Raw genomic sequence first — 25064 nt, 5'->3', positions numbered from 1 at the left:
GGGGGCGGTGCGACCCCTCCGCGCGGGCCCCGTACCGTGGTGGTGTGTACCGGTTCCTACTGACCCCGCGGTGGTGGGGAATCAACGTGTTCGCCGTACTGGCGATTCCGCTGTGCATTTTCATGGGCAGCTGGCAGCTGAGCCGCTTCGAGGACCGCGTCAACACCCATCAGCAGCAGGAGGACCGCTCCGCCCGGGCCAAGGCCGCGGCGGCCCGTCCGCTGGCCGGTCTGCTGCCCGTCGACACGGTCACCTCCGGACGGCAGGCCAGCGCCCGCGGGCACTACGACGCCGGGCATCAACTGCTCGTACCGGGCCGCACCTTGAAGGACAAGCACGGCCGACAGCAGGGCTTCTACGTCCTCGATCTGCTGCGCACGGACGGCGGCAAGGCGCTGCCGGTCGTACGGGGCTGGCTGCCCGGCGACGCCGGTTCGAAGGCCGACACGGCGAAGGTGCCCGCGCCGCCCAAGGGCGAGGTCACGGTCACCGGCGCGCTGCAGGCCTCCGAGAACCAGGGCACCGACGGCGTCCAGGCCGGCGGCGGGCTGCCGCAGGGACAGCTCGGCATGATCAGCGCGGCATCGCTGGTCAACATCGTGCCGTACGAGGTCTACGACGCCTGGATCACGCTCACCGACGCCCAGGCGCCGCTGCGCGCCGTCCCCCCGGCCGCCGCCGAGGGCAGCGGCCTGGACCTCAAGGCCTTCCAGAACCTCGGCTACACCGGCGAGTGGTTCGTCTTCGCCGGCTTCGTCGTCTTCATGTGGTTCCGGCTCTTCCGTCGTGACGCCGAAGCCGCGGAGGACGCGGCCCTGGGCATCGTGCCGGAGGGAGCTCCGGAGCCGACGGGGGACCCGGTGCCGACGGGGGACCCGGTGCCGATGGGGGACCCGGTGCCGATGGGGGACCCGGTGATGGTGGAGGACTCGGCGTTGGAGGGGGACTCGGTGCCGGAGGGAAAGCCGGTGCCGGAGGGAGATCTGGAGGAGGGCGGGGGCGCGGCTCAGGGCGAGGAGCCGGGCGCCGGGCAGGGCGAGGAGCGGGGCGCCGACCAGGGCGAGGAGCGGGGCGCCGGGCAGGGCGCCGACCAGGGCGAGGCGGCCCAGGCCCAGCGGGCCTGAAGCCAGCCGCCGGATCCCCGCTACTGCAAGCATGTTGCACCTGGTCAGAGGCCGTATCACGGCAGTAGCCGCAATCGGGTCGGCGTGCCACGGTAGGCGATATGGCAGGCAAGAGCACCCACCGGCACGGCCATGATCAGCCCCATCATCCCCATCGCCCCCATCACGCCCAGGCCCACCATCCCCATCCCTCCGATCACGACCATTCCGACCGCCGTGACCACCCTGATCGCCATGATCACCACGGTTCCGGCCGTTGGTCACGGATCCGGCACCGGATCGTGCACCTCGTCACCCCGCACAGCCATGCCGCCATGGACAAGATCGACACCGCCATGGAGACCTCCCGTGAGGGCCTGCGCACTCTGTGGCTCTCGCTCGGCATCCTGGGCCTGACCAGCGCGATCCAGCTGGTGGTCGTTGTGCTGTCGGGGTCGGTGGCACTGCTCGGCGACACCATCCACAACGCTGCCGACGCTCTGACCGCCGTTCCGCTGGGCATCGCCTTTGTCCTCGGGCGCCGGGCCGCGAACCGCCGCTACACCTACGGCTACGGCCGGGCCGAGGACCTTGCGGGTATCGCCATCGTGCTGACGATTGCCGTCTCCTCGGCGCTGGCCGCCTACGAGGCCGTGGACCGTCTGCTGAACCCCCGCGACATCACGCACCTGTGGGCGGTGGCAGCGGCCGCCGTAGTCGGGTTCATCGGCAATGAATGGGTGGCCCGCTACCGCATCCGCACCGGGCGGAAGATCGGGTCGGCCGCGCTCGTGGCCGACGGCCTGCACGCCCGTACCGACGGCTTCACCTCCCTCGCCGTCCTCTTCGGCGCGGGCGGCGCAGCCGTTGGCTGGCGGGCGGCCGACCCGCTCATCGGCCTGCTGATCACCGCCGCCATCCTCATGGTGCTGCGCGACGCCGCCAGGGAGGTCTACCGGAGGCTGATGGACTGCGTCGACCCCGAACTCATCGACGCCGCCGAGACGGCACTGCGCACGGTGGACGGCGTCCGCGGCGTCGGCCAGGTCCGTATGCGCTGGATCGGCCATACCCTGCGGGCCGAGGCCGATATCGTCGTCGACTCCCGGATCACCGTGGTGCAGGCCCATGCACTCGCCGTCGCCGCAGAACACGCCCTGATCCATGCCGTCCCCCGGCTCACCGCAGCGACCGTGCACACCGATCACACCAGCGAGGGCACCGATCCCCATGCGGCGCTGGCGCATCACGCCACTGCTTGACCGGGCTCCGCCCCCCCGCCCCGCCCCCGCCCCCGCCCCTCCCCACCCCTCCCACCACCCACCTCCGGGCCTCGGCGGCGGCTGCCACCCGGCAGCGCCTCGAACGGGCAGCGGCTGCCACGTGGGCGCGCCCCCTACGGGCGGTGCCCCTCAGGGTGGTGCCCCCCAGGGCAGTGCCCCTCAGGGCGACGTCCCCACGGCGACGTCCCCACGGCGACGCGCCCACGGCGACGCGCCCACGGCGACGCGCCCACGGCGACGCGCCCACGGCGACGTCCCCACGGCGACGTCCCCACGGCGACGCGCCCACGGCGACGCGCCCACGGCGACGCGCCCACGGCGACGCGCCCACGGCGACGCGCCCACGGCGACGCGCCCACGGCGACGCCCCCACGGCGACGCCCCCACGGCGACGCCCCCACGGGGAACACCCCCACCCGGCACGTGGCCGCGTCCGACGCGGGGCGCCTCGGGCCGTGGAGCCAGCCGTCGTGCTTCCGCCGCGGGTCACCCGGCCACGGACACGTCCTTGTCTGGGGTCACCCCGCCCCGTCCGAGCCCGGGGGCGCTCCCGCGGGTCACCCCGCCCCGTCCGAGCCCGGGAGCGCACCCGCGGGACGCCCCGCCCGAGCCCGGGAGCGCCCCCGACGGACGCCCCGGCGCTTCTCGCTCCTCTCCGGTCTCTAGCTCTTCTCGATCACATACCGCTGGGCGAAGTCGAGCTCCAGGCGGACCTGCTTGATGCGCTCCTCCACGACCAGGGAGCCGTGCCCGGCGTCGTAGCGGTAGACCTCGTGCGGATGGCCGCGGCCCTCCAGCCGCTGGACGTAGTTCTCCACCTGCTGGATCGGGCAGCGTGGGTCGTTGACTCCCGCGGAGATGTAGACCGGTGCCCGCACCGCATCCACATAGGTCAGTGGCGACGACGCCTCGAAGCGCTCCGGGACCTCCTCGGGGGTGCCGCCCAGCAGGGTCCGGTCCATCGCCTTGAGGGCTTCCATCTCGTCGTTGTACGCCGTGACGTAGTCCGCGACCGGGACCGCTGCCAGGCCCACCGCCCAGGCCTCCGGCTGCGTACCGAGCCCCAGCAGCGTCAGATAGCCGCCCCATGAGCCGCCCGCCAGCACCAGCCGCTCCGGGTCCGCCAACCCGGACGAGACCGCCCACTCGCGCACCGCGTCGATGTCCTCCAGCTCGATCAGCCCGACACGGTGCTTGAGCGCATCGGTCCAGGCGCGGCCGTAGCCGGTAGAGCCGCGGTAATTGACGCGTACGACCGCGAAGCCGTGGTCCACCCAGGCCGCGGGTGACGAGGCGAAGGCATCGCTGTCGTGCCAGGTCGGGCCGCCGTGTATGTCGAAGACCGTCGGGAAGGGGCCCTCACCCACCGGCTGTTGCACCAGCGCATGGATCCGGCCGCCTGGGCCCTCCACCCATACGTCCCGCACGGGCACCGATCCGGGCGCCTTCATACCGGGCGGGTCCAGCACGACCTCGCCGCTCGTCGACCGCACCTCCGGGGGCTGTGCCGCCGACGACCACAGGAACTCCACCGTTCCGTCCGGCCGCGCCGTCGCACCCGAGACCGTGCCGGCCGGGGTCTCGACCCGCGTCAGCCGAGGACGGCCGGGCGCAGCAGCCGCGTCCGTGGCGCCGGCCGGAGCGCCGGTGCCGCCCGGCCGGTCCAGCTCGTAGCGCCACAGCTCGCTCCGTGCCTGGTACTCGTGCTCCACCAGCAGCGCCGACCCGTCGGGGTACCAGTCGGCACCCACGTCTCCGGGCAGGTCTATCTCCAGGGTGGTCTCCGTCCCGGTCAGCGGATCCCAGATCATCGGCTCCCAGCGGCCCCGCCGCTGGTGCCCCACCAGCAGCCGGGTGTCCCCGTCCACCGGTGCGAAACCCATCACCGACAGGCCCAGTTCCTCGGTCCCGCCGTTGGTGTCGTCCAGCTCCGCGACCGTGGACCCGTCGGCCCGGACGACGCGGATCGCGGAGTGCATCGCATCGCCGTGTTCGGTGTGCTCAAGGGCGATCAGCGAGCCGTCGTGCGAGAGATCACCGACGCCCGCCGACTCGCGGTGCCGGTAGATCTCCACCGGCGCCTCACCCGGCCGTACGACGTGGACCGTCGAGCCCTCCTCGTCCGTGGAACACCCGATGACGGCCGTGCCGTCCCGGCCGATCGCCAGCCCTCCCGGATACGAGGCGGCGAGCCCCGGGGTGGCCGGCTCATCCGGGCCACCGGCGAACGGCTGCCGCATCCAGACGCCGAACTCGTCCCCGTCGGTGTCCGAGAACCACCAGATCCAGCGGCCGTCCGGCGACAGCGTCCCGTCCGTCGTGCCGTTCGGCCGGTCCGTGGCCTGCCGTCGGCTGCCGGTCGCCCGGTCCCAGGCGTACAGCTCGAAGGTGCCGGTGGCGTTCGAGACGAACAGGGAGCGGTCCGGGGCGTCCTCGGCCCACTCGGGCAGCCCGATCCGCGGCGCACGGAAGCGCTTCTCCCAGTCCGGCATCACGGCATCCGCGCCGCGGGTATCCGCCGAGCCCGCCGAGCCGGCCGAGCCACTCGAGTCCTTCGTCGCACCGCCGGTCACCGCTATCGGGTCGGCCGAGGCCGTCCCCGTCACGGCTGCGTGGTGGCTATCGGCCGTCGAAGCGGGTGAAGAGTGCGAAGGGTTCGGAGCGGTGGTGTGGCCTGGGTCTGGGGTCGTCTCGTCAGTCATGGGCCCATTCTGCGCCTGGCGCCGGAAATCCGTTGGCGAGGGCCACAAGCCTGTGGATAACTTCGCCGTATGCGAAGAAACACCGGTCCCGACGACTGGCGTGAGGCCAATCGCGCGAGATGGGACGAGCGTGTCGCTCTCCACACCGTGAGCGATTTTTACGACCAGGCCGGCTTCCGCAGGGCGCGCGACGTACTCCGTGATTTCGAGGTCGCGGAGGTCGGGGACGTCACCGGGCGGTCCCTCCTTCACCTCCAGTGCCACTTCGGCCAGGACACCCTCTCCTGGGCCCATCGCGGTGCGGCCCGGGTCGTCGGCCTGGACTTCTCCGAACCCGCCATCGACACCGCCCGCGAGCTGGCCGCCGAGCTCGGCTACGGCCCGGACCGCGCCGCGTTCGTCGTCGCCGACGTCTATGACGCCGCCGAAGCCGTCCCCGACACCGCGTACGACATCGTCTACACCGGCATCGGCGCCCTGAACTGGCTCCCGGACCTGGAACGCTGGGCCGACACCGCCGCCTCCCTCATCGCTCCCGGCGGCTTCCTCTACCTCGCCGAATTCCACCCGCTGTGCGACGCCCTGGACGACGAGACCGGATCGCGCCTCGTCCACGATTACTTCAACCGCGATGCATGGGTGGCCGAAACCCCCGGTACGTACACGGATTTCGGCGCACCGACGGTCAACAACCGCAGCGTCGAATGGCAGCACCCGCTCGGCGATGTCGTCTCGGCCCTGGCCGGCGCCGGACTGCGCATCGACTTCCTGCACGAACACGACATGACGATGTTCCGGCGCTTCGCCGCACTGCGGCGTGACGGCGACGGCTATCACCGGTTCCCCGACGACCGCCCCCGCGTCCCCCTCATGTACTCCCTGAAGGCGAGCCGTACCCGCTGAAGGCAGTCGTGCTCGCGGTGAAGGCGAGCCGTATCCACTGAAGCCTCCGGGCCCCGCGGCAGGCCGCCCGAGCGGCCTGCCGCGAGCTGTGCTCACCCCAAGCGCACCGGCAGTGAGTTCAGCCGCCAGTTGCCCGGCAGGGGCGTCCGCTCCAGGCGCTCCGGTGCGATGCCCAGTGACACCTTCGGGTAGTGCGCGAGCAGTTTGCCGAAGGCGACTTCGCCCTCCTGCTTGGCGAGTGTGGCGCCCAGGCAGTAGTGCGCCCCATGGCCGAAACCCACATGGTTCTCTGCGTGGCCCGCGGGGTGACGGGTCAGGTCGAGGCGGTCGGGGTCGGTGTAGTGGCGGGGGTCGAAGTTCGCCGACACCAGGATGAGTTGGACGGCATCGCCCTGACGGATCGTGGTGCCGGCCAGGTCGACATCGGCGCCGGCGTAGCGCAGCTGGGTCAGCTGCACCGGTCCGCACCAGCGCATCAGCTCGTGGACGGCGCGGGGGAGCAGGGCCGGGTCGTCCTGGAGCAGGCGCAGCTGGTCGGGGTGGGTGAGCAGCGCCGCCGTGCCGTTGCTGATGAGGTGGGCGGTGGTCTCGTGACCGGCGAGGACGAGCGTGAGGATCATGGTGACCATCTCGACGTCGCTGAGCCGGCCGCCGTCGTCGTCATGGGTACGGATCAGCTCGCTGAGCAGATCGTCGGTGAGCGCGCCGCGCCGCTCCCGGACCAGCTGATGGATGTGCTCGATCATCGGCGGGAACGAGGCGGCGAGCCGGTCCGGCTCCATCGAGACGAGGTCGGCGCCCCACTTCCGCCACTGCGGGCGGTCCGCTTCGGGTATGCCGACCAGTTCGCAGATGACGGTGATCGGCAGCGGGTAGGCGAAGTGCTGGATGAGATCGACGACGCCGTCCTCGGCATGCTCGGGCAGCCGGTCCAGCAGCGCGTCGGCGATCTGCTCGACCCGCGGCCGCAGGTCGGTGATCTTGCGGGCCGTGAAGGCCCGCGACACCAGACGGCGCAGCCGGGTGTGATCGGGGGCGTCGTAATTGAGAATCGATCCGAGCAGGTAGGGGCGGAGGTGCTCGGGGAGGCCCAGAATGTCCATCAGCCGGGTCAGCGGGTTGTCCTCGGCCGCCTGGCCAAGTGACAGCGCGGCCGGGTTGTTCACGAACCGCTGGTCGCGCAGGACTTGGCGGACCTCCTCGAACCGGGTCACCAACCAGACGGGGGAGTCGTCCATGAAGCGGCCCCGTACGACCGGGCCCTGCTCGCGCAGCGCGCCGTAGCCGGCGAACGGGTCGGTGATCAGCGCCGGGTCCATCACATTCGGCTCGCCCGGGTGTTTCCCGACGTGCGCAGCGAACGGTGAGGTGGGTAATGCCGACATCTTTCGTTCTCCTCCGGGTTGGGAGTCGGTCTGGGAGTCGGTCGGTCCGGGGGTGGGCCCGGGATTTGGTGGGGAGCCCGTTCGGGAGTTCGTCGGGGGGTTGCGGGACGCGGGTGGAGGGACGCGGCTTGGGGACTCGGTCATGGGGGCCCGGTCATGGGGACCCGGGCATGGGGACCCGGTCATGGCGGACTCGGCCATGGGGGGCGGGTCCCGGAACGGACCGATGCCGCCGTCGGCGTCGGCCGCGCCGCCGTGGCAGGCGGATCAGTCGCGTACCTGTCGGCGGATCTCGCGCAGGGTGAGTTCCCCGAACTGTTCGTAGAGCGCGATGACCTCCGGCGCCGCTGCGGCTGCGGCCTTCTGCCCGCCGGGGGTCTCCAGCGCGCCGCGGACCGTTCGGGCGAGTATGTCGGCGCGTACCTCCGGGTCGACCGGGGCCCGGCCGGCGAGCAGGGCCTCACCCGTGAAGAAGCCGGTGGCCATGGCCATCAGGGCGTACTGCTGATGGTGCACCTCTAGGTCGTCGTGCACCAGGCCGTACCCGCGCAGCACTTCGAGATGGCGGCACAGCATCCGGTCGCCTTCGGCAATCAGCTCGGTGAGTTCCTTCTTCGCCGTGTCGTTGAGCCGGCCGAGGACGTCGACATCGTCGGTGTATACGGCCCGCAGCACCGGATCATTCAGGAAGTCGCAGAAGAGTCCGCGCAGCATCCGGCTCGGCAGGATCTCCAGCGGATCGGCGCGCATGCGCGCCAACTGACGATGATGGTTGCGGAATTGGCTCCGCAGGACGACTGCCAGGAACAGCGCGTCCTTGGTCTTCCAATGGAGGTAGACCGTGCCCTTGCCGACCTTGGCGCGCCGGGCGATCTCGTCGATCGTCAGGCGGTCGTAGCCCCAGGCGAGCAGCAGCTCTCCGGCCACCTCGAGGATGCGCTCACTGCGCTCCACCCGGTCCACGGTCAATCCCCCTCTGACTCCCTGACCAGATTTCATATCTGGTCAGGGAGTCAACGCTAGATCCGTCGGAACGGTGGGATAAGGGCTATTCCGGCCAGGAGTTGGCCGGATGGGTCTTCGTGCGTGTGCCGGGGTGAGTCGGCGTCAGGTGTTAGAACACTCTCAAAACGGGGTGGCTCGACGCTGTGGGGAGAAGTGCGCCGGGCCGCGCGAGGTGTGCCCGAGACCGGCTGTGACCTGGTCATATGCGCGCGGGATGCGGGAGTGTGGGCGGTGGGGCGTGGCCCTGTCAAGGTGACGAGAGATGTTCGAAGTTCTCCACTGCTGAGGGTGACTGGTGAGTACACTCGCCGACCATGTGTGAGGCCAGCCGGAATATAAAACGGCAAAATATACCCGTTTCTCAGCCATGTGCCGACGCTTCGGTCTGGCAGGGAAAGGCTGTGCGGAACCCGGCCGCCGCTGTCGGATGCGCTCCCCAGCGGGCGTTCGCCGCCGGCGACGGGCGGGTTCCGACCGGGCGAGTGGCCCTGACGGACAGAGCGGCCAAGACCTCGGCCTCCGAGGGCCTCGCGCCGTTTCCCCTCCCCGTCACGGCGGCCGCCCCGACGGTCACCGCCGGCACCCGCAGCGCCTGCACTACCCCCACATCCCCCACCCCCACACCCCCCATGACCCCCACATTTCGCATTACCCCCCACATTCCCCCACACCCCCACACCCCCACGCTCCCCAACACCCCCAACACCCCCAACACCCCCGACACCCCCAACACCCCCAACACCCCCGACACCCCCGACACCCCCACCACCGCCCCTGTCTCAAGACACCCCACCCCGGCTGCGCCCGAGACCGTTCCGGTCGCGACGTGAGGGGCCGGAGCAAGCGGGGCAGGCATGCCCAGTCCCGTGACCCGCGCGGCCATTGGCTGCTGCTGAGCCTTGTGCTGCCCCTGGTGTTCGGCGCCCTGTTCCTCGAGGGCTGGACCACCCATGAGGTGGATGCCGCCAAGATCCGCAGCGACTGCACCCAGCCCGTGCCGCCGGCGGTGGAGAAGGGCGGCCCGGTGGTGGATCTTCGCGGCGGCACCGTGAAGACCGCCGGGATGCCGGCCCGTACGGTGGCGCTCACCTACGACGGCGGACCCGACCCGGTGTGGACGCCGCGGCTGCTCGACCTGCTGCGCAAGCACCATGTCCACGCCACCTTCTTCCTGTACGGCGCCCAGGCCGCCCAACACCCGGACCTGGTACGGAGGATCAGGGACGAGGGCCATGAGATCGGCTCGAACACCTACACCGGCGCGGTCATGGGCTCGGCATCGCCCCTGCGCGCCCGGATGGAGCTCTCGCTCACGCAGAAGGCGCTGGCCGGCACGGTGGGCATCCACACCAGGCTGCTGCGGCTGCCGCAGACCACCGCCGCGGACACCATGTGCGGCGCGGAGTGGAAGGCCGCCAAGAAGGCCGGTGCGGAGGGCTACACACTGGTCGCCGCCGACCGGTGGTACCGCAAGCCGTCGCAGGGCCTCATCCGGCAGTTCGGTCAGAACGACACCGCCTACAAGGACACCGAGCGGCTGCTCGCCAACCGGAACGTCGACAAGTTCACCACCGTGACGGCCGGGGCCAAGCTGCCCCCGGCCGAGAAGACGGTCTCCGGCACCGAACGAGGACTGGGTACGGCCCTGGTCTGGATCAAGGTCGCCGGCTACACCTTCGTGCACGGCATGACCTGGGTGCTGGGCATCGCCGGCACCCTGGGTGTGCTGCGGCTGGCGTCCCTCGTCGTCTTCGCCCGGACGCACGTCCGGCGGCTGACCCGCTTCCGTCCAGGCTCCCCCTGGCTACGGGAGGTCGCCGATCCGGTGACGGTGCTCGTGCCCGCCTACAACGAAGAGGCGGGCATCGAGTCCACCGTCCGTTCGCTGCTCGCCTCCACCTACGTGCAGCTGCAGATCATTGTGATCGACGACGGGTCGACGGACGACACGGCGGAGATCGCCGTCCGGATCGGAGATCCCCGTGTGGAGGTGATCCGCCAGTACAACGCGGGCAAGGCGGCAGCCCTCAACACCGGCCTGGCGCATGCGCGGTACGAGATCGTGGTCATGGTCGACGCCGACACGGTCTTCGAACCGGATGCCGTCTACCGGCTGATCCAGCCGCTCGCACACCCGGCGGTGGGTGCGGTCAGCGGCAACACCAAGGTCGGCAACCGCGGCCGGCTGCTGGGCCAGTGGCAGCACCTGGAATACGTCTTCGGGTTCAACCTCGACCGGCGGATGTTCGAGGTGCTGGAGTGCATGCCGACGGTCCCCGGCGCCATCGGGGCCTTCCGCCGGGATGCGCTGATGGGCGTCGGCGGCGTCAGCGAGGACACCCTCGCCGAGGACACCGACCTGACGATGGCCCTGTGGCAGGCCGGCTGGCGGGTGGTCTACGAGGAGTCCGCGATCGCCTGGACCGAGGTGCCCAGCTCGCTGCGGCAGCTGTGGCGGCAACGCTACCGCTGGTGCTACGGGACGATCCAGGCGATGTGGAAGCACCGCCGGGCCGTCATCGAAGTGGGCCCGGCGGGGCGGTTCGGACGGCGCGGGCTGAGTTACCTCGCGCTCTTCCAGGTCGCCCTGCCGCTGCTCGCGCCGGTCGTCGACGTCTTCGCGCTGTACGCGGCGCTGTTCCGCGGCCCGGTGCTCGCGGCCACCGTGTGGTTCGGCTTCCTCGGGCTGCAACTGGCCTGTTGCGCCTATGCGTTGAAGCTCGACCGGGAGCCGGTGAAGTCGCTGTGGGCGATGCCGTTCCAGCTCTTCGTCTACCGGCAGCTGATGTATCTGGTGGTCATCCAGTCCGTGGTGGCCTTCCTGCTCGGCACCCGCCTGAAGTGGCAGCGCATGCACCGCTCCGGCACCGCGGACCAGCAGATCGGCCAAACGGTCGCGTACGAGGGCCTGACGTCGAGATGACCCCGTAACGGGCCCTGGGGGGCGTCCGTACGGCCACGTGCCGTGCGGACGCCCCGGGCACCGGCCAACAGCCGGCCGCCGGCCCGGTCCCGCACCCTCCCGCTCGCTTGTGCAGATCCGAGCACTCCTTGGTGAAGAGGACATGACATTGGAGACTTCCGCGCATGACTGACTGGCTGGACAGGCCGCCCGAAACCTGGCGCGATGGCGAAACGGAGACGACGTACCCCGGCCCCGGGCAGGTGTGGCTCCCGGAGGAGCACCCGCCCCAGACGTACCCGGCTCAGGAGCCTGCGGCCCAGACGTACCCGGCTCAGGAGCCTGCGGCCCAGACGTACCCGTCTCAGGAGCCCCCGCCCCAGACGTACCCGACCCAGGAACCTCCGCCCCAGACGTACCCGACCCAGGAACCTCCGGCCCAGACGCACCCGTCTCAGGGGTCTCCGCCCCAGATGCACTGGCCCCGGATGGACCCGGCAGGGCCCATGAACAGCCCGCTGCCCGGCGTCCGGGCGCCCGCACCGGCGCCGGCGCCCCCGGTCCGGTTCGACGCACCCGGGAACGACGGGCGCGCGGTCCGGCCCGGCCGCGTGGGCCCCGAAGCCGGCCGCGCGGGCCCCGAAGCCGGGCGCGCGGGCCGCGGCCGGCGCGCCGCCCGCCGTTCGCCGCGCCGCCGCCGGGTCAGGCGGACGGCGATCCTGCTGGTGACCGTGCTGCTCTCCGGCTCCCTCGGCACCTACGTCTGGGCCGACACCAAGCTCAACCGCGAGGTCGACCTCGGCAAGATCGCGGACCGCATGCCGCAGGGCGGGGGGACCAACTACCTGATCGTGGGCTCCGACAGCCGGGTGGGCCTCTCCGACCGAGCCAAGAAGGACCTGCACACCGGCGGTTCGGCCGACGCGGGCCGCCGCACCGACTCGATGATCCTGCTGCACACCGGCGCCCACGGAACGACGATGGTGAGTCTGCCGCGTGACTCGTGGGTGACCATCCCGCCGTACATCCGGCCCGAAACCGGCAAGCACTACCGCGCATCGAAGAACAAGCTCAACGCGGCGTTCTCGTTCGGCGGCCCCGATCTGCTCGTCCAGACCATCGAGCACAACACCGGCATGCACGTCGACCACTACACGGAGATCGGCTTCGCCGGCTTCGTGGGCATCGTGGACGCGGTCGGCGGCGTACCGCTCTGCCTGGACCGGGACATCCGGGACAAGAAGTCGGGCGCGAATCTGACGAAGGGCTGCCACACCCTCGACGGCCGTACGGCACTGGCCTTCGTCCGCCAGCGTCACCAGGAGGCCAAGGGCGATCTGGGCCGGAGCCAGAACCAGCAGAAGTTCCTGGCCGCCCTCGCCCGCAAGGCCGCCACACCGGGCGTCCTGCTCGATCCGTCCACGGTCTACCCGACCGTGAGCGCGGGGCTCGGCACGCTGATCGTGGACAAGGACACCGGCCTGCCCAACCTCACCTCGCTGTTCAAGGCGATGAAGGCGGTCACGGCGGGGGACGGCAAGCGGCTCAATGTTCCGGTGTCGAACCTCAACCTCCGCACTCCCAAGGGCAGCGCCGTGCAGTGGAACGCACCGAAGGCGAAGGAGCTCTTCACCGAGCTCAACAACGATCGTCCGGTCACCGTGAACGAGAAGAATTGACCCACCGCACACCACCGATCCGATGCCCTGACGTCACGACGCCGGCTCGGCGGCTTCCTCCCGGAGCTGCCGAGCCGTGGGCGCTCACTACACGAACAGCCCCCAGGCGCCGTCGAGCGACCAGCTCTGCCAGCTCATGGCGAACAGCGATGCGGCAGAGATCAGCATCATCATCAGGTTCTGCCCCTGCTCCGCCCAGTCGTGGATCATCAGCACGAGGTAGATCAGGTTGAGCACCGCTCCGGAGACCAGGGCTATCGGCGTCAGGAAGCCCACGACGAGCCCGAGGCCGAGTGCCAGCTCCGCATAGGCGACGAGGTACGCCATCAGCCGGGGGCGGGGCTTCACCAAGCGGTCGAAGCCCGTACGGACCGCGGACCATCGATGCTTGGCCGCGATGCCGGCCGCCCAGGTGATGCCGCCGCCGGTGAACCAGGTCTTCTTGTCCTTGTGGCGCCAGCTCTCCAGCCACCACAGGCCGAGGCCGATACGGAGGACGGCGAGCCATTCGGCACCGCCGAGCCAGATCGTTTGCATGCTGCCTCCTCGACCCATCCACTCAACTGACGATGTGTCAGTTGAGCGGACGTCGCGCCGTCGCGCAAGGGGTGGGGTTTGCGGCTCCGCCTTGTCGTTGCGCGGGGGAGCCCATAACCTCGAAACTGATGGGTCGTCAGATATTGGTCCGGCGTGACCCACCGGCGGGCAGTTGGGGGTACAGCGTGATCAGCAACGAGAGCGGCACGGCGGAGCTTCCCAGGGTCATCAGCGTGGACGATCATGTGATCGAGCCCGCGCACCTCTTCGAGACCTGGCTTCCGAAGAAGTACCAGGACAAGGGGCCGAAGCCCTTCACCGCCGGCATCGGCGAGCTGGCCTACGTCGGCGGGAAGTACCGGTTCACCACGGACCCGGAGGGCCAGCTCACCGACTGGTGGGAGTACGAGGGCCTGATCTTCCCGTACAAGCGCATCATCGCCGCCGTGGGATTCTCCCGCGACGAGATGACGCTGGACGGGATCACCCGGGAGCAGATGCGGCGCGGGTGCTGGGACCCGAAGGCGCGGCTGGCGGACATGGACCTCAACCATGTCGAGGCGTCGCTCTGCTTCCCGACGTTCCCGCGCTTTTGCGGTCAGACCTTCGCCGAGGCCGGGGACAAGGAGGTCGGGCTCGCGTGCGTGCGGGCGTACAACGACTGGATGGTGGAGGAGTGGTGCGGGGACAGTGGCGGGCGGCTGATTCCGCTGTGCCTGATCCCGTTGTGGGACATCGAACTGGCCGTCGCCGAGATCCGGCGCAATGCCGCTCGCGGGGTGCGGGCGGTGACCTTCAGCGAGATCCCTACCTACCTGGGGCTGCCGTCCATCCACTCCGGGTACTGGGACCCGTTCTTCGCCGCGTGCGAGGAGACCGGGACCGTCGTGAACATGCACATCGGCTCGTCGTCGCAGATGCCGGCCGCCTCACCGGACGCACCGCCCGCCGTGCAGGCCTCCCTGAGCTTCAACAATGCGATGGCCTCGATGATGGACTTCCTGTTCAGCGGCGTCCTCGTGAAGTTCCCCCGGCTGAAGCTGGCGTACAGCGAGGGCCAGATGGGGTGGATCCCGTACGCACTGGAGCGCGCCGACGACGTCTGGGAGGAGCACCGGGCGTGGGGCGGGGTCAAGGACCTGATCCCCGAGCCGCCGTCGTCGTACTACTACCGGCAGATCTTCTGCTGTTTCTTCCGCGACAAGCACGGCGTCGCATCGATCGAGACGGTGGGGGTCGACAACGCGACCTTCGAGACCGACTACCCCCACGTCGACTCGACCTGGCCGCATACGAAGGAGGTGGCCGCCGAGCACGTGGCGGGCCTGCCCGCAGACGTGACGTACAAGATCCTGCGCGGCAACGCCATCCGCATGCTGGACCTGCCCTTCGACCAGGAGTGAGTGCCGCGCGGACCGGCGCACGGCACTCACCACCGTTCCGGGGGAGTGGTCATCACCACCGTTCCAGGGGAGTGGTGACCAGCATTTCCGTGCGGTCGCCCGGCAGGATGACGCAAGAGACCTCGACGACCCGGTCGTTGATGTCGATCGAGGTCTTCTGGAGCACCAGCACCGACGTCCCGGGCGGCAGGTCCAGCGCCTCCGCTTCCTCGGGCGTCGGCGGACGGGCGGTGACGCGCTCCTCGACGCGGTCCAGCTCGATGCCGACGGTGCAGAGCTGGCTCTGCGTGCCGCCCGGCCACGGCTCCTTCGTCTCGTCCAGAAGGCCGGGGTTCTTCGCGATCAGGTCGTGGACGAGGTACGAGGTCACCAGGCTGAAGGGGGCGCTTTCGGTCGCGTGCCGGGTGCGGTAGGTGCGCTCCAGGAGGGTCGTGCCGGCAGGGCGTCCGAAGGCCTCCGCAAGGTCGTCGTCGGCCTGGACCTCGCGGTACGACGCGCAGAAGACGAGGTCGTTGAGGTGCAGGCCGGTCTCGTGCTCGGTGGCACCGGTCCGGGCCCGCTCCGCCAGCGGCTCGCGCGCGCGGTTCTTCTCCCACTGGTGGCGGAGGTTCGTGCGCACGGCAACGGTGCGCGGGCGCCGGACGAAATTGCCGCGCCCGTGCTGCTTCTCGATGAGGCCTTCGTCGCGCAGGACCCGGAGAGCGTCCCGGACGGTCGGCACGCTCCGCCCGAACTCCTCGGCGAGCTTCGCCTCCGAGGGCAGCCGGTCTCCGGGCTTCAACCGGCCCGCCCGGATGGACTGCCGGAGCTGGTCCGCGATCCGCTCGTACGCCACTGCCATGCGTGCTCACCGTTCCGTGCTCGGCGCGCCGGCCCGCCGGACGGACGGACGACATCAGCTTATGAGTCATCAAGAGGTGTTGACGAGTGGAGGGCGTCCGTCCGGTACCCGGCTGTCCGCGCCCGTCGCAGGGCGCTGCCCGGGTCCGTCGCAGGGCATGGAAATGCCCGATCGCTGGCGACGGGGGATGCACCAGCGATCGGGCTGATGCCAAGACTAACAAGGCTGCTTGTCCGGCGGGAGCCAACTTCCCAGCTCTTACGAGGGTTTGTGAGGGGGATCACGTGGCGTGGTGCGCCAAGGGGTGGAATTCGTGAGCAAAGGGCGCCGCGGAACCGAAAGGCGCCGCAGAACCGACCGGAGGTGTCCTCCTGACGCCCGGACGGCATGCCATGGGCGGAGCCCCGGAGCCGGTTAACCGGCTCCGCTAACCGGCTCCGTTATCCGCCGCAGGTGGGCGCGTACGAGAGCCGGGGCAGATATGCGTGCCAATTATCCGGCGTCAGAACTCCCCGAGTGGTCGAGCAAATGCGGTGAATCGCCTCGTCGGCGTCCAGATTCCACAGCCGGACCGTATCGGCGCCGCTCGACACCCCGAGGATGTGGCTTCCGGGGCGGAACGAAAGGAAATTGCCGGCCTTGGCGTTGGGGCTCATCGATTGGCCGATGGGAGTGGCCCTGGAGGGAGCGGCGACGTTCCAGAGCCGGACCATGTCGTCGTTGCCGCCGCTCGCCAGGGTGCGGCCGTCCTGGCTGAAAGTCACCGACGCGATCGCTTCGGTGTGGCCCGTGAGGGTGGAGAGACGGGCGGTTTTGAAGGGGTTGGTGACGTCCCAGAGCCGGACCGTATTGTCGTCGCTGCCGCTGGCCAGGGTATGGCCGTCCGGGCTGTAGGCGACCATGTTGACGGGGCCCAGGTGGCCCTTGAGAGGCGCACCGAGCAGGGCGGCGTGCCGCGGGTCGGCCGTCTTCCAGAGCCGGACGGTGCCGTCGGCGCTGCCGCTGGCGAGAGTACGGCCGTTCGGGCCGAAGGCGAGGAAGTTGACGTAGCCCGTGTGGCCGGTGAGGGGCGCGCCGAGCCGACGAAGGCGCGACGGGTCGCGGACGTCCCACAACTGAGCGGAGCGGTCGTCGTAGGGGGTTGCCAGCGTCTGCCCGTCCGGGCTGAAGGCCAGTGCGGCCACGTACCGGGTCCGCAGCGTGACGGGCGGTCCGTAGGGGACGGGCCGCGTCGGGTCGGTGATGTTCCACAGCTGCAGTGCGCGGCTTCCCGCCCGCACCGCGAGGGTGTGACCGTCGGGGGAGAAGGCCATCCACCGCACGTCACCCTTCCCGGGCCTGAACGGCTTGCCCAGCAATGCGGGCCGCTGGGGATCCTTCACGTTCCACAGCCGGATCCGTTCGTCGCGCGCGGCCGTGGCGAGCACCCGCCCGTCCGGGCGGAACGTTCCGATGCGGCCGGTCATGTCCGATGCCGGTATCGACCACAGGCGGACCTTGTTGTCGCCACTCCCGGTGGCGAGGGTGCGGCCGTCGGGGCTGAAGCTCACGGCGTACATTTCGCCACTGCTGCCGGCGAGCGGCTCGCCGACCTGCGACGGATAGGCCGGATTGCGGACGCTCCACATGCTCGCGGTGCCGTCTGCGCTGCCGGCGGCGAGCTTGCTGCCGTCGGGGCTGAAGTCCACGGACCACACGGCGCCGGTGTGCCCGGTGAGGGGCGCACCCAGCGGCGTCGCGTGACGCGGGGCGGCCACGTTCCAGAGCCGGATGGTGTTGTCCTCGCTGCCGCTGGCGAGGGTGCGGCCGTCGGGACTGAAGGCCACGGAGTGCACCGTGGCCTTATGGCCCTTCAGGGCCGTGCCGACCGGCTTTGGACGACGCGGATCGGCCGTGTCCCACAGCCTGATCGTGGCGTCGTCACCACCGGCCGCCAGTGTCCGCCCGTCGGGGCTGAAGGCCACGGAGCGCACGGCGGCGGTGTGGCCGGTCAGGACGCCGAGCTTCCTCGGCCGGCGGGTGTCGCCCACGTCCCACAGGCGGACGGTGCGATCTTCGTCGGCGGCGGCCAGCGTGTGTCCGTCCGGGCTGAAGGCGAGCAGGTAGGCGGTGCCGTTGTGGCCGGTCAAGGGCGCACCGATCGGGCGCGGGCGGCTGGGGTTGCGCACGTCCCACAACCGGATCGTGCCGTCGTCCGAAGCGCTGGCGAGGGTGTGTCCGTCCGGGCTGAAGACGGCGGTGCTCACCCAGCTGGTGTGCCCGGTCAGGGGCTTGCCCAGGGGTTTGGGGCGCGTCGGGTCCGCCACGTCCCACAGCCGAACGGTGCGGTCGTAGCTCGCGGTGGCCAGGATCCGTCCGCTCGGGTTGAACGCGGTGAGGTAGACGGGGCCGGTGTGGCCGAGCAGCGAGGTGGCCAGTGGCGCGTTCACCGTCGAGATCAGCCGGTTGTTGGTGCCCGCGTCGTCCGGCCGCAAGCGGTGTGCCACCAGGTCGAGCTGGGCGGACAACGACGGATCCGTGCTCTGGACGCGATCGGCTTCGGCGAGCACCTGCTCGAACACCGCGTCGTCCCGCTGCTGCCACGCGACCACCGCCGAACCGGCGGCCAGTACCGCCAGGACGGCCAGAGCCGACACCGCACCACGGCTGATCCACACCGTGCGCTTGCGCAGCTTGACCGAAGCAGCCAGGAACTCCACCGCACTCCGGGTCAGAAAGGTGTCACCGGCAGACTTCGCCCAGGTGCGGGCTTGTTCCAGACGCGAACCCCGGTAGAGCAGCGACGTGTCGCGGCGGGCGCCCTCCCAGGCCCTGCCGTCCTCCTCCAGCCGCTGGCGCAGCAGGTTGCCGGTCCTGTCCTCGTCGATCCAGTCGCGCAGGCGTGGCCAGGCGTGGAGCAGCGCTTCATGGGTGATCTCCACAGCCTCCGCGTCGAGTGTCACCAGCCGGGCGTGCACCAGCGCTTCCAGCGATTCCTCCGTCTTGTGGGGGTCCGCCGACTCGTCCGCCAGCTGGCGCCGCGTCCCCCGCCTGCGGGTGGCCTGGGTGTCCTCGCCCAGCCGGACCAGCCTGAGCAGGAGCAGCCGGGCGGCCGTGCGTGCCGTCGGGTCGAGGCCGGACCAGGCCTGCTCGGCGGTCGCCGCCACCGCTCCCTGGATTCCGCCCGCCGCGCGGTAGCCGGCCAGCGTCAGCCGCCCCGCCTTCCGCCGCTGCCAGGTGGCGAGCAGGGCGTGGGAGAGGAGTGGCAGCACCCCCGCGTCGTGCGTCCCGCCGGGGCCGCCGGCACTCACCTCCCGGACGATCAGCTCCGCCAGCCCCCCTTCGAGCTCCAGGCCCACGGCCTTGGCCGGGCCGGTCACCGCTTCGCGCAGCTCCGCGGTGGTCAGTGGCCCGAGCACCATGTGCCGGTGCTGCAGCGCGTCGGCCAGTTCGGGATACCCGAGGCATCGTTCGTAGAAGTCGGCGCGTATACCGAGGATGACGAGCACGGGGGCCGGGGCGCCGGGACCGTCGTGCGTGCAGGCAGCGTGGAGGAGCTGGAGGAAGCTGCGCCGGGCCGCCTCGTCGGAGCAGAGGGTGAACGCCTCCTCGAACTGATCCACGATGACGACCGGACGCGCGGTGGAGGACGTCTGGCGCCCCGCCCACGTCCTGACGGCCTCCCGCACCGCGTGCGCGAAGTGCACCGTGCCGGGCTCCTTCGCCGCTGATTCCCCCGCGGCGGAGAGGACGGGTGCGAGCTCGGGGATCCGGGAGGTCAGCTCCGCGAGCGGATCGCCTCCCGGCACCAGCTGCAGTACGTTCCCCTCCCGGCTCTTCTCGTCGCCCAGCGCGCCGTTCTGCAGTGCGGGCACCAACCCGGCGTTCAGCAGGGAGGATTTCCCGGCCCCTGAGGCGCCCACGAGCATGACCAGGCCACCCGGCTTTTCCGCTGCGCGGAGCTGGGCGACGAGGGCATCCGTGCACCGCTCCCGGCCGAAGAACCACCGGGCGTCCTGCTGACGATACGAAGCCAGCCCCCGGTAGGGGCACACACCGGGGGCGGCCGGGGCCTCGGCCGCGGCCCGCCCCTCCTCTTCCGCGGCTGCCGAGGCGCGGTCGCCGACCGCGCGCTCCCACAGGCGCTGCCACTGGGCCAGGTCGTACAGGCCCGCGGACACCGGTGTGGGCCGCTGGCGCCGTGCCTGGGGGATCAGGATGTGCAGCACAGCGGCGAGCGCGGCGAACTGCGCGGGCACGTTCTTGGCCCGCCGCCAGTCGCTGATCCGCTGCACGGACACCCGGACGGGCCGCCCTCGTTCGTCGACCCGCTGGAGCCGGACGACCGCCTCGGCCACCTTCTTGAGGGGCGGGTTGCCGGCCTCCTTGTAGAGCAGCGCGAGTCGTTCCGCGAAGGCCGTGCGTGCCCCTGCGTCGGAACTCAAGGCCTCCACCCCTTCCTTCCCCCGCCTGTGGACATCCGGACCGGAAAACTCACCTTAGCGGCCTGACCTGCGCCGAAGGCCTTGGCCCCGATGCCGGAACCTCCTCAGCGGGAACCTCACCTGGCAGGATCACTCCCCAGCGGCGCATCAAGGGGGCCATACCCCGACAAGCCGCCGGCCCAGCCCCTGGAGAAGCACTTCCTGATGCCTGTTCCCGGTTACCTGCTGCCGGACTCACGAGCCATGTGACGGTCTCGGCTCATGAGCGAGGGATCTGTGGAGCCGGTCCCCTCCGGACCGCTCGCACGGTGACCTCGGGGCCGGCACCGTCCACGCTCCGCGCCACCCGGCGCGGACCGCCCCCGCCTGCGCCATTCGGCACCGGTCCCCACGAGGGGAGGGACCGGTGGCGAATGGCGCGGCGCTGTTTGTGCGGCGGACCAAGGCCTCCTCGCCTCAAGAGCCCGCCCGGGGTTCCCGGTTCACGGGCCGAGGCGCCTCCACAGGCGCAATCCACAGGTACGAGGGCGGATGCCCGCGGGTGCCTACAGCTGCGTCCGATTCTCAAGACGGGGCACGACCGGATCGGCTGCCGCCGCCCGGACACGTGCTGTCGCCCGGAACACGGCGACGTCGGCTGGACAGTCCCGCCGACGAGGCGCAGAAGCCGACGAGGCGCAGAAAAGGAAAAGGCCCGGGCCACCTGAGAGGTGACCCGGGCCTTTCGCGGAAGTGCTGTCGGAAGCCGAACCGTTGCACCAGCGCCCGGGTGGCCTCGTACCACTCGAAGCGCCGGCGCCCGGCCTTGTCCGTTGTGCGCTATCCCGTGAGGACCGCGGCAGCTGCATGGTCGAGCATCGACATCGCCCAGCTCTGCAGATCCTGGTCCGCGTCGTCGGCGGCCTGGACCCAGCGCTGGCGCCGGTCCCGGGAGACGTTCACCTCGACACGCATGCTGATGGCGTGCTGCTCGGTCTGCTCGCCGGCCTGGCGGGCGGCCTTGACACGGCTCCGCAGAAAGTTCCTCGACCAGCTGAGCCGCTCGGCCCGGTCCAGCCAGTACTCCTGCTCGTTCTCCGGAAGGCTCGCCAGTTCCGCGTGGTGCTGGAAGCTCAGCGCGGGGCGCCTGCGCGGCGGTGCAAAGCGCCGGGCGACCCAGGCGTAATTGCGCAGCGTTTGGTAATCAAGGTGAGTCTCCTCGATCGCGCGCTGGTACCGGTCCGGATACATGGTCCGTCCGTAGATGAGCCAGTCCCCCAGCCACCAGGCCGAAGAGTCGGCGGCGACGAAGAGCTGCCTGCCGATTTTCTGCCAGTCGTCCAGTGATATACCGGACGTCAATTCAAGAGTGGTGCGTCGCGCAATGGACTTCTCAACGGCTTTGGACAGCTTCTCGCTGAGTTTGGGCAGCGCAGGATGCACCTCCCGTGAGTACGTGCTTGCATTGAGTTCCCCCATAGCGTAATGCCTCCGTCGTGTAGGTCAGTTGACGGCGATGCAAGAACTCTAGCGAGGGGAGTGCGTGCCTTGTCTATACCCTTTCTTTAACTTCTTTGCCGAGCGTGCGAATGTCGGGATGCCGCTATTTCGGTCATTGATGAGAGGGGTGCCGGCTCCTGGGGCGACGCCGGCCGACGGCCCGACGGGCACCACGCCCCGGCGGCCCGGCCGGGCTCAGCTGCGGCCCTCCAGCTCCCCGGCGTCGTGCACCAACAGGGCGACCTGGACCCGGTTGTTGAGGCCCAGTTTGGTCAGGATGCTGGAGACGTGCGTCTTGACCGTGGAGACCCCGAGGTAGAGCGCCGCGCCGATCTGCGCGTTGGACTTGCCGTGGCCGATGCCGAGTGCGACCGCGCGCTCACGTTCGTTGAGCAGCGCGAGCCGGCCCTTGGCCTCCCCGCGGCGCCCCGTGTGGTCCTGCGTGGACAGAACCCGGTCGATCAGCCGCTGGGTGACGGCCGGGGAGAGCACCGGCTGGCCCTGGGCCACCCGGTGGATGGCCGCGACGATCTCCGGCGGCGGCGTGTCCTTCAGCGCGAACCCCGCCGCTCCGGCGCGCAGTGCACGCAGTACGTACTCGTCGGCGTCGAACGTCGTGAGGACGAGGACTTCCGGAGCGTTGCTCATGGCCCGCAGTGCCTCCGTAGCTGCCAGCCCGTCCATGACCGGCATGCGGATGTCCATGAGGACCACGTCGAGGCGGTGCTGCCGGGCCAGGCTGACCGCCTCGGCGCCGTCGCCGGCCTCGGCGACCACGCGCAGATCGGGGGACCCGCCCAGCATTACCGACAGCCCGGCGCGGACGAGTGGATCGTCGTCGGCAATCAGCACGTCGATCGTGGTGGGCTCGGCTGTGGTCATGCGGCCAGGGTAGCCGGTGGCCCCTGACTGCTTCCGATACTGAACCAGCCTGCGGACAAAGGGAATCGGCGGCGCGGAGCGCGGCACCGAAGTCGCCACGCAGCAGTACTTTGGTCTTCCCCGGCCGCCGAACGGCAAGACTCCGGTCGGCGCGAAGAGTACGAGTGACCGATCCGACCGGCAGGCATGGCCTCATAGCGTGGCGCCATGGCAAAGGTTGTTCAGTTCCTCGGGCTCTTCCTGGTGGCCGCCGGCATCAGCGGTACCGTCGACCAGCTGGCCACGCAGCCATTTCTGAGCCCGGTGCTCAACTTCGTCAATCACTACGTCATTCCGCACATGGCGCCGCTCCAAGGCTACGAGGTCATTTGCAACCTGTCACTGTCGGTAGTCGGCTCGATCCTGGTGATCGTCGCTAATCGTCCGGAGCGGTCGGAAGGCTGACGTTGTTCCGGGATCCGCGCTGCTGCCAGCCGTTGCGCATACGCGAGAATCAGCCCGTCCAGCCGGAAGTGGCCCGGCGCCACTTCCCGTACGAGGCTCGCATCGGCCAGTGTGTGCAGTGCCCTCCAGCAGCTCGATGCGTCCATGCCGCTCAGCGCGGCGGCCCTGGACAGCGTGAGCAGCCGGTCGTTCTGGCGGCCCAGCGCCAGGAACATCTGGCCGGCCTTGAGCGGCAGCGCGGCGTACGACCAGCCGATGACGGTGGACAGCGAGGCCTCGCTGTCGCCGGACAGCTGCAGGAAATCGACCGCGTTACGGTCGTCGAAGCTCGCGATGGCCTCGTCCGGGGACGGTGCGACCTTGATGCGTGTCGCGGCGATGCGCAGCGCCAGCGGAAGTCCGTCGCAGGCGGCGACGAGCTTCGTCACCGCGCGGCGGTGTCGCGCCACGAACGGCTCACCGGCTATCCGGCCGAACAGCTCGATGGCGGCCTCCTCGCCCATGCCGTCCAGTACGATCCGCCGCGCGCCGTCCCGCGCGATCAGTCCGGGCAACCCGTTGCGGCTGGTGACGATGACCAGGCACGAGGGGGTGCCGGGGAGCAGGGCTCTGACCTGCCCGGCGCAGGCAACGTTGTCCACGAGGATGAGCAGCCGACGGTTCGCGAGCAGGCTCCGGTAGGACGCCTGCGCGTCGACGCGTTCAAATCGCGCCGGCTCCCCCATGGTCGCAGCCAGGTGACCGAGCGCGGCATCGATCGTCTTGTGACCGGGCCTGTCGGAGTAGGCGTGCAGATCGACATGCAGCTGACCGTCTGGGTACTTGTGGGCTATCGAGTGTGCGAACCGCGTGGCCAGTGCCGTCTTGCCCGCTCCGGGACCGCCCGTGATCAAGAGAAGCGCGGGCTCGCCGGCCTTCTCGGACGCCGTCACGAGCTGGTGCAACTGCCCCAGCTCTGCGGTGCGGCCGGTGAAACCCGGTACGTCTCGCATGAGTTGGGCCACGGTAGTCGGCGGTTTACCGCTGCTGGACGGCGAGAGGGCGGATTTCTGCGGGAGCAGCCGTGCGCCCGGCCGCTCGCCCCGCAGCACCTTCTCGTACAGCTGCTGCAGATGGCTGCCCGGTTCGATTCCCTCTTCCTCGACCAATCTTCCACGCAGGTTGTGGTACTCCCTGATGGCGTCGGCGTGCCGGCCGAGTTCGACATAGCAGCGCATCAGAACGTAGCGCAGGCGCTCGCGCAAGGGATGATCATGGACGAGCGCGGCCAGTTCACCGGCCAGCGCGGCGGGCCGCCCGAGCTCCAGCATCATCTCGGCGCCGTCCTCCAGCGCCAGCAGGCGTGCCTCCAGCAGTCGGGCGCGTTCCGCCTGCGCGAAGGGGCCGACCGCGCCGCCATAGGGACTGCCGCGCCACAGCGCCAGCCCCGCTTCCAGTTCCTTGACCGCCTCCCGCACGGCGTTTTGGGCCCGCAGCCGCCGTGCGGTGGCGAGGGCGGTGGCGAACTGCTGGACGTCCACCCCGTCGGGCGCGACGCGCAGCATGTAGCCGAAGGTGTCAGAGACCAGGACCTCGGAGCGTGTGCCGCGGGCACGGTCGGGCTCCAAGGAGTTCCGCAACCGCGCTATATAGGTGTACACACTGTTCAGAGCGGTGGCCGGGGCGCCGTCACCCCAGATCGCGTCCACCAGTTCGTCGCGGCTGACGGTGCGGTTTGCGCGGGCGGCGAGCACCGCGAAGATCGTCCGCTGAGTCGGCGATCCGAGCGCCAATTCACGGCCGTCTCGTAACGCCAGAACGGGACCAAGAAGTGAAACGGTTGGAGAGGCAAGCATCGTTCCCCCTAATCGACGCGTACTTGCTTCAAAAAATGATCATAGCGGATACGCCAACTCGCCCCGGTCTGCGGTAGGGCGCCGTCAGCGAAATCTGGCGCGTTATGAGTGGTGCGGAGAACGGCCGTGATGCCCTTCGCCCGGCCGGGGGGCGCCCCCCCCCCCGGGGGGGGGCCCCCCCCCCCCCGGGGGGGGGGGGGCCCCCCAACCCCCCCCGTGGGGCCGTTAAAAGGGGTGGAGGCCCCCACAACAAAGGT

General features: G+C 70.3%; 18 protein-coding genes. 8 read left to right on the top strand and 10 right to left on the bottom strand.

All coding sequences use genetic code 11. From position 1 onward, the window contains the following. The first annotated feature begins 44 nt into the window (after positions 1 to 44). Positions 45 to 1124 (top strand): SURF1 family cytochrome oxidase biogenesis protein, encoded by a 1080-nt coding sequence (locus tag ACF088_RS16025; RefSeq protein ID WP_392376383.1) that lies wholly within the window; start codon positions 45 to 47, stop codon positions 1122 to 1124. A gap of 56 nt (positions 1125 to 1180) precedes the next feature. On the opposite strand, the gene ACF088_RS16020 is transcribed toward ACF088_RS16025, so the two are convergent. After that, a complete protein-coding gene (locus ACF088_RS16020) occupies positions 1181 to 1360 on the bottom strand; it encodes a hypothetical protein (protein ID WP_392376643.1) in 180 nt (59 codons plus the stop codon). A gap of 30 nt (positions 1361 to 1390) precedes the next feature. On the opposite strand from ACF088_RS16020, the gene ACF088_RS16015 reads away from it, so the two are divergent. Continuing rightward, positions 1391 to 2365, top strand: a complete 975-nt coding sequence (locus ACF088_RS16015) for a cation diffusion facilitator family transporter (protein WP_392376629.1) — start codon at positions 1391 to 1393, stop codon at positions 2363 to 2365. 683 nt (positions 2366 to 3048) lie between these two features. On the opposite strand, the gene ACF088_RS16010 is transcribed toward ACF088_RS16015, so the two are convergent. After that, positions 3049 to 4878: a S9 family peptidase gene (locus tag ACF088_RS16010; protein ID WP_392376628.1), complete on the bottom strand. Its 1830-nt coding sequence runs from the start codon at positions 4876 to 4878 to the stop codon at positions 3049 to 3051. 279 nt (positions 4879 to 5157) lie between these two features. Here ACF088_RS16010 and ACF088_RS16005 point away from each other — a divergent pair, with 279 nt between their 5' ends. Continuing rightward, a complete protein-coding gene (locus ACF088_RS16005) occupies positions 5158 to 5991 on the top strand; it encodes a class I SAM-dependent methyltransferase (RefSeq protein ID WP_392376382.1) in 834 nt (277 codons plus the stop codon). Between the two features lie 92 nt (positions 5992 to 6083). Here ACF088_RS16005 and ACF088_RS16000 read toward each other — a convergent pair whose 3' ends face one another. Together ACF088_RS16000 and ACF088_RS15995 are read right to left on the bottom strand one after the other, a co-directional pair. Further along, positions 6084 to 7376 (bottom strand): cytochrome P450, encoded by a 1293-nt coding sequence (locus ACF088_RS16000; RefSeq protein WP_392376381.1) that lies wholly within the window; start codon positions 7374 to 7376, stop codon positions 6084 to 6086. 267 nt (positions 7377 to 7643) lie between these two features. Then, positions 7644 to 8339: a TetR/AcrR family transcriptional regulator gene (locus ACF088_RS15995; protein ID WP_392376627.1), complete on the bottom strand. Its 696-nt coding sequence runs from the start codon at positions 8337 to 8339 to the stop codon at positions 7644 to 7646. A 671-nt stretch (positions 8340 to 9010) separates the two neighbouring features. Here ACF088_RS15995 and ACF088_RS15990 point away from each other — a divergent pair. The 3 genes from ACF088_RS15990 to ACF088_RS15980 all read left to right on the top strand — a co-directional run bounded on the left by ACF088_RS15990 (position 9011) and on the right by ACF088_RS15980 (position 12962). Beyond that, the gene (locus tag ACF088_RS15990) at positions 9011 to 9211 is read left to right on the top strand and encodes a hypothetical protein (RefSeq protein ID WP_392376380.1); all 201 of its coding nucleotides are present in this window, start codon (positions 9011 to 9013) and stop codon (positions 9209 to 9211) included. Continuing rightward, entirely contained in the window at positions 9208 to 11304 is a 2097-nt protein-coding gene (locus ACF088_RS15985; RefSeq protein WP_392376379.1) for a bifunctional polysaccharide deacetylase/glycosyltransferase family 2 protein, read from the top strand. Before ACF088_RS15990 ends, ACF088_RS15985 begins: the two co-directional genes overlap by 4 nt. Positions 11305 to 11789: 485 nt before the next feature. Further along, positions 11790 to 12962: an LCP family protein gene (locus ACF088_RS15980; RefSeq protein ID WP_392376378.1), complete on the top strand. Its 1173-nt coding sequence runs from the start codon at positions 11790 to 11792 to the stop codon at positions 12960 to 12962. Positions 12963 to 13049: 87 nt separating this feature from the next. On the opposite strand, the gene ACF088_RS15975 is transcribed toward ACF088_RS15980, so the two are convergent. Beyond that, positions 13050 to 13499, bottom strand: coding sequence for a DoxX family membrane protein (locus ACF088_RS15975; RefSeq protein WP_392376377.1), 450 nt, complete (start codon positions 13497 to 13499; stop codon positions 13050 to 13052). A gap of 185 nt (positions 13500 to 13684) precedes the next feature. Between ACF088_RS15975 and ACF088_RS15970 the strand changes: the two genes are divergently transcribed. After that, positions 13685 to 14902, top strand: a complete 1218-nt coding sequence (locus ACF088_RS15970) for an amidohydrolase family protein (RefSeq protein WP_392376376.1) — start codon at positions 13685 to 13687, stop codon at positions 14900 to 14902. A gap of 52 nt (positions 14903 to 14954) precedes the next feature. On the opposite strand, the gene ACF088_RS15965 is transcribed toward ACF088_RS15970, so the two are convergent. The 4 genes from ACF088_RS15965 to ACF088_RS15950 all read right to left on the bottom strand — a co-directional run bounded on the left by ACF088_RS15965 (position 14955) and on the right by ACF088_RS15950 (position 22528). After that, positions 14955 to 15743, bottom strand: coding sequence for a GntR family transcriptional regulator (locus tag ACF088_RS15965; protein ID WP_392376375.1), 789 nt, complete (start codon positions 15741 to 15743; stop codon positions 14955 to 14957). 440 nt (positions 15744 to 16183) lie between these two features. After that, positions 16184 to 20176, bottom strand: a complete 3993-nt coding sequence (locus tag ACF088_RS15960) for an AAA family ATPase (protein ID WP_392376374.1) — start codon at positions 20174 to 20176, stop codon at positions 16184 to 16186. An 810-nt stretch (positions 20177 to 20986) separates the two neighbouring features. Then, complete coding sequence (locus ACF088_RS15955) at positions 20987 to 21589, bottom strand: LmbU family transcriptional regulator (protein WP_392376373.1); 603 nt, start codon at positions 21587 to 21589, stop codon at positions 20987 to 20989. Between the two features lie 252 nt (positions 21590 to 21841). Beyond that, positions 21842 to 22528, bottom strand: a complete 687-nt coding sequence (locus ACF088_RS15950; protein WP_392376372.1) for a response regulator — start codon at positions 22526 to 22528, stop codon at positions 21842 to 21844. A 207-nt stretch (positions 22529 to 22735) separates the two neighbouring features. On the opposite strand from ACF088_RS15950, the gene ACF088_RS15945 reads away from it, so the two are divergent. Further along, the gene (locus ACF088_RS15945) at positions 22736 to 22972 is read left to right on the top strand and encodes a hypothetical protein (RefSeq protein ID WP_392376371.1); all 237 of its coding nucleotides are present in this window, start codon (positions 22736 to 22738) and stop codon (positions 22970 to 22972) included. Here the strand turns inward: ACF088_RS15945 and ACF088_RS15940 are convergent. Next, positions 22885 to 24744 (bottom strand): BTAD domain-containing putative transcriptional regulator, encoded by a 1860-nt coding sequence (locus tag ACF088_RS15940; protein WP_392376370.1) that lies wholly within the window; start codon positions 24742 to 24744, stop codon positions 22885 to 22887. The two genes, ACF088_RS15945 and ACF088_RS15940, sit on opposite strands and share 88 nt — an antisense overlap. Positions 24745 to 25064: the final 320 nt, after the last annotated feature.

This window comes from Streptomyces sp. NPDC015125 (assembly GCF_043080045.1).
Classification (GTDB): domain Bacteria; phylum Actinomycetota; class Actinomycetes; order Streptomycetales; family Streptomycetaceae; genus Streptomyces.
Note: the sequence above shows the minus strand (reverse complement) of the source record. Positions and strands in the feature narration are given on the sequence as shown.